This window comes from Marisediminitalea sp. (genome assembly GCF_984433645.1).
On sequence record NZ_CFIDRX010000156.1, the window covers coordinates 1 to 10271 of the forward strand.

The 10271-nt window shown below is 49.7% G+C and carries 9 protein-coding genes; 2 read left to right on the forward strand and 7 right to left on the reverse strand.

Annotated elements, in window-relative coordinates; all coding sequences use genetic code 11:
• The first annotated feature begins 2 nt into the window (after positions 1-2).
• A complete protein-coding gene (trmB, locus tag AC4MRN_RS16335; protein ID WP_491203875.1) occupies positions 3-503 on the forward strand; it encodes a tRNA (guanine(46)-N(7))-methyltransferase TrmB in 501 nt (166 codons plus the stop codon).
• Between the two features lie 303 nt (positions 504-806).
• Positions 807-2444, forward strand: coding sequence for a pyridoxal-dependent aspartate 1-decarboxylase PanP (panP, locus tag AC4MRN_RS16340; RefSeq protein ID WP_491203876.1), 1638 nt, complete (start codon positions 807-809; stop codon positions 2442-2444).
• Between the two features lie 21 nt (positions 2445-2465).
• Here panP and AC4MRN_RS16345 read toward each other — a convergent pair whose 3' ends face one another.
• The 7 genes from AC4MRN_RS16345 to dksA all read right to left on the reverse strand — a co-directional run bounded on the left by AC4MRN_RS16345 (position 2466) and on the right by dksA (position 10019).
• Positions 2466-4874, reverse strand: coding sequence for a PAS domain-containing hybrid sensor histidine kinase/response regulator (locus AC4MRN_RS16345; RefSeq protein WP_491203877.1), 2409 nt, complete (start codon positions 4872-4874; stop codon positions 2466-2468).
• A gap of 124 nt (positions 4875-4998) precedes the next feature.
• The gene (gene panC, locus AC4MRN_RS16350) at positions 4999-5838 is read right to left on the reverse strand and encodes a pantoate--beta-alanine ligase (RefSeq protein WP_491203880.1); all 840 of its coding nucleotides are present in this window, start codon (positions 5836-5838) and stop codon (positions 4999-5001) included.
• Between the two features lie 11 nt (positions 5839-5849).
• Positions 5850-6644 carry a 3-methyl-2-oxobutanoate hydroxymethyltransferase gene (gene panB / locus AC4MRN_RS16355; protein WP_073320856.1) on the reverse strand — a complete coding sequence of 265 codons (795 nt, stop codon included), beginning with the start codon at positions 6642-6644 and terminating at the stop codon, positions 5850-5852.
• Between the two features lie 41 nt (positions 6645-6685).
• The gene (gene folK, locus AC4MRN_RS16360; protein WP_073320854.1) at positions 6686-7189 is read right to left on the reverse strand and encodes a 2-amino-4-hydroxy-6-hydroxymethyldihydropteridine diphosphokinase; all 504 of its coding nucleotides are present in this window, start codon (positions 7187-7189) and stop codon (positions 6686-6688) included.
• Positions 7179-8513: a polynucleotide adenylyltransferase PcnB gene (gene pcnB, locus AC4MRN_RS16365; RefSeq protein WP_491203878.1), complete on the reverse strand. Its 1335-nt coding sequence runs from the start codon at positions 8511-8513 to the stop codon at positions 7179-7181. The genes folK and pcnB overlap by 11 nt, the downstream gene beginning before the upstream one ends.
• Positions 8514-8558: 45 nt before the next feature.
• Positions 8559-9485, reverse strand: coding sequence for a tRNA glutamyl-Q(34) synthetase GluQRS (gluQRS, locus tag AC4MRN_RS16370; protein ID WP_491203879.1), 927 nt, complete (start codon positions 9483-9485; stop codon positions 8559-8561).
• Positions 9486-9569: 84 nt separating this feature from the next.
• Positions 9570-10019, reverse strand: a complete 450-nt coding sequence (dksA, locus tag AC4MRN_RS16375) for an RNA polymerase-binding protein DksA (RefSeq protein ID WP_073320848.1) — start codon at positions 10017-10019, stop codon at positions 9570-9572.
• Positions 10020-10271 lie beyond the last annotated feature (252 nt).

Consider the following 10271-nt stretch of genomic DNA (forward strand, 5'->3'; position numbering starts at 1 on the left):
TAATTGTTGATTCGTGTTGTGGAGTGGGAAAAAGCACCGCAACACTGGCTCAGCTCTACCCGCACGCCCGTGTAATTGGATTAGACAAGTCTGCATTGCGGGTCGACAAGCACGCTCACTATCAGCAGGACGCCAATAACTACCGGGTTTTCCGGGCCGATGTGAACGACTTCTGGCGACTGTTACACGAGGCGCAAGCCACAGCTGCTTGGCATATTGAGCGTCACTATTTACTTTACCCCAACCCTTACCCCAAATCTGCTCAGGTGCAAAAGCGTTGGCACGGTGGGCCAGCGATGCCCGATCTAATGGCTATTTCGCCGCTCATTGAAGTGCGCAGCAACTGGCTGTTGTATCTACAGGAATTTGCCAGAGCCTGCGAACTTTATGGCAAAGCCACCCGTATAGAAAAAGTGGCAACGTCAGACCCCATTACCCCTTTTGAAGAGAAGTATTTACGCAGTGGTCAGGATTGTTGGGTATTGAGAAGCACTGACGCATAGTCTTGAAAGTGCGCGAAAATGCTGCGAAAGTAGGCGTTTGTGTCAATAGTGTTACACTTTTTCGTGGGCTTTTACGTTAAAATCCTTATAATCGTTGCCCTGAAATGACCGGTGTGACATTCAATTGCGCCTCCGGTACTTGGTGTATTGTGTATTCTGCGATAAAGTTCGGTAACAGAAAGAAAGGTTGCCGCTAAGTTTACAGGGTGAGTTTCAAACGTAGCCTTATCGCAATGCTGTGGAAAATAGGGCCAGTGAACAGGTCTGCCACAGAAATTTGTTTCTATTCGAGAGGTGTGTAGTGTGGGTGAAGCACAAGTAAGCTTAGAGCACCTGTTTCGTGTGTTTACCAAACCGGAACACAAAGACTCCAAGCTGGCACAAATTGAACAACACCTTTCCGACAATATCCTGGATTTTTTGTCGCAACATGTGGTGACTAAGAAAACCTCGCTGGAAGAGGTTGAGCAGGACTTTGCCGATGCAGCAATGCCTGAATCGCCAGAGTTCGTGTCGACGCATGCGGAAAACCTGCTGGAAAAGCTGGTTGCTCACTCTGTTAATACCTATTCTCCAACCTTTATCGGGCACATGACCTCGGCGCTGCCGTATTTTCATCTGTCGTTGTCGAAGCTACTTGTTGGTTTAAATCAAAACCTGGTTAAGATTGAGACGTCAAAAGCATTCACTCCGTTGGAGCGTCAGGTGCTTGGCATGATGCACAACCTTGTTTATGAACAGACCGAATCATTTTACGAGCAATACCTGCACAGTGCCCGTCACGCATTGGGCGCATTCTGTTCAGGTGGCACTGTTGCTAACATTACCGCTTTGTGGGTTGCCAGAAACAAACTTCTCGGGCCTGACTCAGGCTTTTCAGGCGTCGCGCGAGCGGGCCTGGCCAGTGCACTTCGTCACTACAACATCAACAACCTCGGCGTGCTTTGCTCAAAACGTGGTCACTACAGTTTGTCGAAAGCCGTTGATCTGCTGGGCATCGGCCGGGAAGGCCTGCTGACATTACCATGTCCAGATCAGGTGCTGGATCCGGAAAAAGCCCTGCAGGCAGGAAAAGCCTACCAGGAACAAGGCAACCGGCTGCTGGCCATTGTCGGGATTGGTGGGACCACGGAAACCGGTCATGTCGATCCGTTGGATGAACTGGCTGATGTGGCAAAAGAGTTGGGGTGCTGGTTCCATGTCGATGCTGCCTGGGGCGGTGCGACGTTGTTTTCACAGTCTTACCGCTACATTATGAAAGGCATTGAGCGGGCGGATTCTGTTACCATCGACGCCCATAAACAGATGTATGTCCCCATGGGGGCCGGTATGACATTGTTTAAGAATCCTGAGCATGCCAATGCGGTACGTCATCATGCGCAGTATATCCTTCGGGAAGGTTCAAAAGACCTCGGCGCTACAACGCTGGAAGGCTCGCGTAACGGAATGGCGATGATGGTGTATTCGTCATTACATATTCTGGGGCGTCGTGGTTATGAGTTGCTGATCAATCAAAGTATCGACAAAGCGAAGCAATTCGCCAAAATGATAGACGAGCATCCGGATTTTGAGCTGGTTACCTCGCCAACGCTTTCGTTACTGACCTACCGTGTCTGTCCGCAGTCTGTTCAGCAAACCTTACTCGCGTTACCTGCCGGTAAAGCGCAGCGACTGAATGGCAAAGTCGACAGATTAGTTGTAAATGTGCAAAAGCTTCAACGTGAGGCGGGTAAATCGTTTGTCTCAAGGACACGCCTGGAAAGCCCGACCTACGGTGCTTATCCCATTACGGTATTCAGGGTGGTGCTGGCAAATCCATTAACCACACTGGCCGACTTAAAAGCGATTTTGCAAGAGCAGCATGAAATTGCGATGCGCAATCGTGTCTGGCAGGACTTAACGCCCTCCGGGGAACCGTTAGCCAACGTCGTCAACAATTAAGGCTAAAAGCCGAGGTTTCCGCTATCCACGCCCGGTATACTGCCTGAGTACACTGTACAGGGTAGTTACCTCAATAGGTTTGCCAATGTGGCTCACGAATCCCTGCTTTATATAGTCGGCTACGTCGTCAGGCATGACATTGGCAGTGAGCGCGACAATAGGAATGTGCTTTTTTAGCTGAGCGATGTGTTGTTGAGCTTGTCGCCCGTCCATTTCAGGCATATGAATGTCCATCAGTATGATATCGAAGTCCTCACGTTTCACTGTATCGACGGCTTCTATACCATTCTCAACCAGCGTAATATCCGCGTTAGTTTCATTTAAAAACGCCTCTATAACAGCCTGATTGATTGCATTGTCTTCGGCTACCAGTACGCGCACACCGGCAAGTTGCGGCGTCGATAAGGTTCTTACTGGTGTACCTGTTTCATCCAGCGGCGTTGGTGTCAGGGGTAAAATGACATTCACCGTTGTGCCCTTACCCTCTGTACTATTGAGCCTCAGTTCGCCCCCCATCAAATTAACCAGGCTTTGCGTAATCGACATACCCAGGCCAGTGCCACCAAATTTCCGGGTCGTAGAGGTATCTGCCTGGGTAAAGCGTTCAAAAATACGCTGACACATCGCTTCAGACATACCAATGCCGGTATCGGTCACTTCAATAAACAATGCCTGCTTGGTTTGGTACTTTTCACAATGAATATGCACGCGTACTTCGCCTTCAGAGGTGAATTTAACGGCATTGGACACAATATTCAGCAGCACCTGTTTTACCCGGACTACATCTCCTATCCAGCCATCTTCTGCGTTTTTCTCTATGGCGGTGATTAACTTTATGCCTTTATTGCTAACCAGTGCATCCAGTTCATAAGTGATCGAATTGATAACATCTTTGAGGGAAAAGGGCGCTTTTTCGAGAGTAAGTTTGTTGGACTCAATTTTCGAGTAATCGAGAATATCATTGATGATAGTGAGTAAACTCTGTGCCGAAAAAGCGGCATTGTTAATAATCGTTTTATGAGGTTCATTCAGGTTAGCGCTTCTTAGCAGTTGAATTCCGCCCAGAATGGCATTCATCGGAGTGCGGATTTCGTGGCTCATATTGGCGAGAAAGTCACTCTTAGCCTGCGCCGCGCTTTCCGCTTTCTGTTTAGCTTGCCTTAACACCGCCATCGTATTTACTTTGTCGGTAATATCATAGTTTACCCCAATCACTTTGGCTGGCGTGCCAGTATCGTCGGTAACTACGGCCGCATTTGCCTTGATGTGTCGAACCTTGCCGTCGTCGGGCCGGATAATTCTGAATTGGGTGTCATACGTACTCGTTTCTGCAATAGCGGTAACCAGTAGCGCTTTCGCTTGCTCTATATCCTCGGGGTGAACACACCGTTCCCAGGCATCATAAGCGCCGGAAAATTGCGCTTCAGATACGCCGTAGAGCGGGTACATCCACTTGTCCCAGTGTAATTCGCCGTTTGTCAGGTCCAGTTCAAACACACCCATACCGACTGAGTTGTGGGCAAGTTGCAATCGAACGGCGTTATTTATGGCTTCCTGGCGAGCATCACGCAACGCTTTTTCAACTTGTTTCTGTTGGGATATGTCCTGAAAAACACCAAATAAGCGGACGCATTTGTTGTCCTCAAAGTGGGGCTTACCCAAGGCTCTCACCCAAATATTTCTTCCTTTGGCGGTGACAAGTTCAAGTTCTAAATCCCATGGCGTGCCATGGGCAATACCTTGCTCTACTGCTTCAGATATCACACGGCGGCTCTCGCCTTCTTTATAAAAGTTTATCCCGGAAGTAATGGTTGGTGTGTAATCCTGAGGGACCTCATGAATACGCTTGGTTTGTGGGCTCCAGGTGATTTCATTGGTTTGTAAGTCTATCTCCCAGGTGCCTATACTGGCCGTCCTTTCGAGCTCCTCGAGTACAAGGGCTTGTTTTTTGTAGGCCAGTTTTTGCTCTTGTTCAGTTTGTACTCGCGTCAGCTCTTGTTCTTTTAATGCGGTAACGTCGGTATGTGTACCAAGCAATCGAATCGGTTTTCCGGATTCGTCCCGGATGGCCATCCCTCTGCAGCGAACCCAGATCGTTTTCCCCGTGGCGTGGGTATAGCGAACAATTTGGTCATAAGGGTGTGATGGGTCTTCACAGTGCTTTAAACAATTTTCAGTCGCGACAGCCAGGTCATCCTGATTAATGATCGATTGCCATTCAGATGCTAAGTGCTGTTTAGTCGCCGGATCATAGCCTAGTGTTTGCCAAAACGAGTCGCTCATCCACTCGTGTTCGGGGGCTTCTAAGTCCCAATACCAAAGGCCGTCAAGGGCCGTACTGTCAATAAAATTGAATACGCGATTATCACATCGCAGAAGCTCCTGAAGCTCGTCATACAATCTGTGAGTTGAGTGTGTTGAGTCACTCATAATGCATTGGCTCGTTGCGGAAACTAAGTAAAGCGTAGCAGTGAGTCAGAAGACCGGCAAAGTAGATTGGGGCAAAGGTGATAATTATGTCAGGGCAGACCAGTCTGCCCTGACAGAAAGAGGCTTAACGCGTAAAGTGTAAATTATCGATAAGGCGGGTCTTACCCATGTAGGCCGCCATTAAGATCACCAAATCGTTGTCTTCTTCAGTGGCTGGCTGCAATGTGCGGGCATTACATATGGCAACGTAGTCAGGTTTTAAGCCAGCCCCTTCTAATTGCGCCGTTGCCAGGTCAAGAATGGCCTGTTGGCTGTCACTCCTGGCTTGCAAGGCATCACGCATCGTGTTCATGGTAGCGAATATTTGCGTGGCTTGTTGTCGTTGGGTCTCGGTCAGGTAGCCGTTGCGCGAGCTCATGGCTAATCCACCTGGCTGGCGGCGGGTAGGAACGCCAACGATATCGATGGGCATGGATAAGTCTTCCACCATAGTGCGGATAACCTGCAATTGCTGGAAGTCTTTTTCGCCGAAACACGCAACGTCAGGTTGAACCATGTTGAAAAGCTTACATACGATAGTCGCGACACCGCGAAAATGCCCGGGGCGACTGGCTCCACACCACAAATCTGAGATGCCGGGGACCTCAACGAACGTCTGTTCATTCAAACCGTGCGGATAGATGTCGCTGGCTGAGGGAAAGAACAAGGCGTCTACGCCTTCGGCTTCCAGTTTGGCTTTATCGGCATCCAGAGTGCGTGGGTAGGCGTCCAGATCTTCGTTTGCACCAAACTGCATTGGGTTAACAAAAATCGACACAACAACGACATCAGCCAGTGTCCTGGCTTTTTTCACCAGTTCGATGTGACCGTCGTGCAGATTTCCCATGGTTGGGACGAACGCAACACGTTGTTGAGTATTACGCCATTGCTGGCGAATCTCGCGCAGGGCGCTTAAGGTTTCAATAAATTTCATGATTACTCGAAGCTGTGTTCCGGGCCAGGAAATTCGCCCGCTTGTACCTGTTCTATATACCGGCTTACCGCTTCGCGAAGATCACCGGTTTCGGTTAAATAGTTCTTTGAAAACTTTGGCATGTAATTGGCGCTGATGCCGAACATGTCGTGCATAACCAGGATTTGTCCATCGGTGTGAGGACCTGCGCCGATACCAATAACCGGAATTGTCAGTGCTTCGCTGATACGTTTGGCTAGTGAAGTTGGCACCAGTTCCAGTACCAGTAGCTGTGCACCAGCCTGTTCAAGTGCTAACGCGTCATCCAGCAACTGTTGTGCTTTGTCCTCTTCACGCCCCTGTACTTTAAAGCCGCCGAAAACATTCACTGACTGAGGGGTCAAACCAAGGTGGCCGCACACAGGAACGCCACGGTCTCTCAGACCACTGATAGATTCTGCAAGCCAATCGCCGCCTTCCAGTTTAACCATACTGGCGCCAGCAGCCATCAATGTCGCTGCGTTAGCGTAGGTTTGTTCTGGCGTTGCGTACGACATAAATGGCATATCAGCGATCACAAAAGCGCGTTCCGCACCAGCGCGAACCGATCGCGTGTGGTAGGCAATGTCGGTTGTGGTTACCGGCAACGTGCTGTCCTGTCCTTGCAGCACCATACCCAATGAGTCGCCAATGAGCAGCACATCAATGCCTTGCTCGTCGAATAGCTTGGCAAAACTCGCGTCATAAGCGGTCAGCGCAGTGATTTTCTCAGCGCGTTGCTTTTTTGCCAGCAGGGTAGAAATTGTTATTTTTTTCATAGGTGATCTCCTAAAGAGGATACACGGGAACTATACGTATTTTACGTGCGATTGGAAGAGGGAAGGCGCTTCAGGCCATCAAGAGAGCAACGGGACACCCATACAGATAACGGGTGGCCGTCGGGCATAATAAGTTCAGGTGCGATTTCAAATAGCGGTACCAGAACAAATTCACGCTCTGCCATGCCGTAATGGGGCACGGTGAGATCCGGAGTGTCGATGGTTTCTTCACCGAACAGTAGTATGTCTAAATCCACTGTGCGTGGGCCCCAGCGTTCGCCATCGCGAATTCGTCCAAGCGCGGTCTCAATTTTTTGCAGACTGCGCAATAAATCGTGGGGTTGCATCGTGGTAGTGAGTTTTGCCACCGCATTTACATAAGGCGGTTGGTCGGGCGGGCCCATTGGCTTGCTTTGATAAAACGAGGATGAATTCACGACTTGCGTGCCTTCCAGATCGTTGATGGCGCAAATGGCGGCAACCAATTGTCCGACTGAGTCGCCCAGGTTGCTGCCCAGTCCAATAAAAACGCGACTACTCTGCATGATTTTCAGGCTTTGGCTTACGAGGACGACGGCGCTTACGCGGTGCTGCGCCCTCTTTTTGACGTAACTGATTTAGCAGTTTCTTTTGTTTACCAGCATCAGCGTGTTGGAATTGTGTCCACCAATCGGCAAGCTCCAGGATTTGCCCGCCTTCTACCTGGCCGCGGGCCAGTAGGAAGTCGTAGCCTGCTCTGAATTTAGGGTGTGACAGCAATTGGAATGCGCGGCGACCGAAGCGACGTGGCAGGCGCTGCTGTAACATCCAGATATCTCTGATCACAGTGCTGAAACGCTTGGGGATCATGATTCGCTGAGTTTGGCGGTGCAAAATATCGCCCATCGCAATATTGAAGGCATCATGGTTGTTAAGACCGGCCTCAGCCTGCAGTTTCATCGCGTGCTCTTCAACCGGATACCACAACAAGGTAGCGTAAAGGAATGCCGGTGTAACGCGCTGACCGCTATTGATTCGGTCGTCGGTGTTCTTCAGTACAATTTCAAGTAACTGAACTTCGCGACTGTCTTTGGTGTGCAGTACATTGGCGAGCGCAGGAAACAGTGGGTCCAGCAGTTTATACTGGTTAAGCAGGCGGAATGTACTAAGTCCCTGACCCGACAAAAACAGCTTCATGGTTTCTTCGAACAACCGCGCAGGCGGTATGTTACTCAATAGGTGACCATGAGTAAAAATGGGTTTGGCAGTACGCGGTGTGATGCTCATGCCGAGTTTAGCGGCAAACCGAACAGCGCGTAGCATGCGAACCGGATCTTCGCGGTAACGCACATCCGGGTCGCCGATCAGGTCGACTTCCATGCGTTTAATGGCGTTTACGCCGTTGGCAAAGTCAGTGACAGTGAAGTTAGCTACTTCGTAGTACATGGCATTAAAGGTAAAGTCGCGTCGTTCTGCGTCTTCTTCAATGGTGCCAAATACGTTGTCGCGAACCAGTTGCCCTTGCTCGTCCTGTTTGGAGTTGCTTGACTCGTCACTGTGATGACCGCGGAAAGTCGCTACTTCGATAATCTCACGACCAAATACAATATGTGCAAGTCGGAAGCGGCGGCCGATTAACCGGCAGTTTCGGAACAAGCCTTTAATTTGTTCCGGTGTTGCATTGGTAACAACATCAAAATCCTTGGGTTTATGACCCAACATTAAGTCGCGAACGCAGCCACCAACCAGGTAGGCTTCAAAGCCAGCATTATTCAGGCGGTACATGACTTTTAACGCGTTATCGCTAATGTCTTCCCGTGAAATACAGTGCTCGGCGCGCGGGAACACAACACCTTGTAGTGCGGATTCACTTGTTTCGCGGCTTAACACTCGCTTCACTTTGTCCAGAACGCGGGTAATGATGATGGTTACTCCTCAAATATCTCGGCCGGTATGATAAGTAGATTCTGCCTCATCGACAATAACTTCCTGCATTTTGGGCACATTTCCATACTGCCAGCTTGCAATTGCGGAGTCTAATATATCCGATACAGTGCTGCCCTGAACGGCAGATAGCCCTAAAAAGTCCAGCGCGCGAAGTAAGTTATGCTCCGGCGTCTGGCAATCTAATGCTCTGGCGTGGTTTTGTTTGCTCAACTTGCGCCCGGCTGTTGTGGCGGCGACGGGAATGTGCGCATATTGGGGAGGGGAGGCCCCCAGGCAATGATACAGGGTCAGGTGTGCCGCAGTAGTATCCAGCAAATCACTGCCTCGCACGATATGGGTAACGCCTTGGGCAATATCGTCAACCACGACCACCAGATTATAGCTGTAGATGCCATCACGGCGCTGCAACAGCGTATCTTCAAGCGCATGAGGCTCGGTTACGCTTACGGGCCCCAATATCAGGTCGGTGAATTCTGAAACCATGTGGTCACACTGCAATCGCACCGCATTGTCCTGCAGCGGGCGTGATGCCTGGCGGCAGGTGCCGGGGTATATGCCGCCTTGTAGGCGTATTTGTTTGCGCGTACAACCGCATCCGTATACTCGGTTTTGCTGGTGCAATGTGTCTATGATGCTTTTGTAAACATCCAGTCGCTGTGACTGATACCAGATGTCTCCGTCCCATTGCAGCCCGTGTGCTCGCAGCTGTTCAACAATGACCGTGTCTGCACCGTCGACACAACGCGGCTGGTCAATATCTTCCATGCGTAACAGCCATCGCCCCTTGTTTGCTCTTGCATCCAGGAAACTGGCCAAGGCGGCAATTAAAGAACCAAAGTGCAACGGACCCGTCGGTGATGGGGCGAATCTGCCAACGTACCGATTAGGGGGAGAGGGGGAAGAAAAACGGGACAAGGAATCCTGCATCGCTATTGTAAAGCAATACTAATGTGGCAAAGCAACCAGCCTGCTAAAGACAACAGGCCGGTACTACCAGGGTTACCCCTGTAGTTGCTTCTCTTTAATTTCAGCCATGGTTTTGCAGTCAATACATAAGTCTGCAGTGGGTCTGGCTTCTAAACGGCGAATACCGATCTCGATACCGCATGAGTCACAGAAGCCGAAATCGTCTTCTTCAATGCGCTTCAGGGTTTTCTCGATTTTTTTGATTAGCTTGCGCTCGCGGTCACGTGTTCTCAACTCAAGACTGAATTCTTCTTCCTGAGCTGCACGGTCTACCGGGTCAGGGAAATTTGCAGCCTCATCTTTCATATGAGTTACAGTGCGATCCACTTCTTCGCGCAACTGATTACGCCAGGCCTTAAGTATTAAACGAAAATGCTCCATTTGAGCATCGTTCATATACTCTTCGTCGTCCTTTGGCTGGTACGGGGTGAGCCCGGCAAGTGCCAAAAGGCCAAGGGATTTGGTTTCTTTCTCAGCTGGCATGTGCCACTTCTCCTACACTACGACACCCTAAATGTCCTGAAATAAACGGATATCTATAACAGAATCGTGTTGTACAGGCAACGTAAAGTGTCTATGACTGATTATGGCATGCGCTTCCTATTAATCGCACACCCTTTTGCTGTACTTCAAGGTACAGGCTTTTTTCAGCAAGCCGCAAATATGCCGTTCATTTCTTAAAAATCAACTCTTTTTTTATAAAATAACTGGGAGTAATTGATTTATAATGATTTT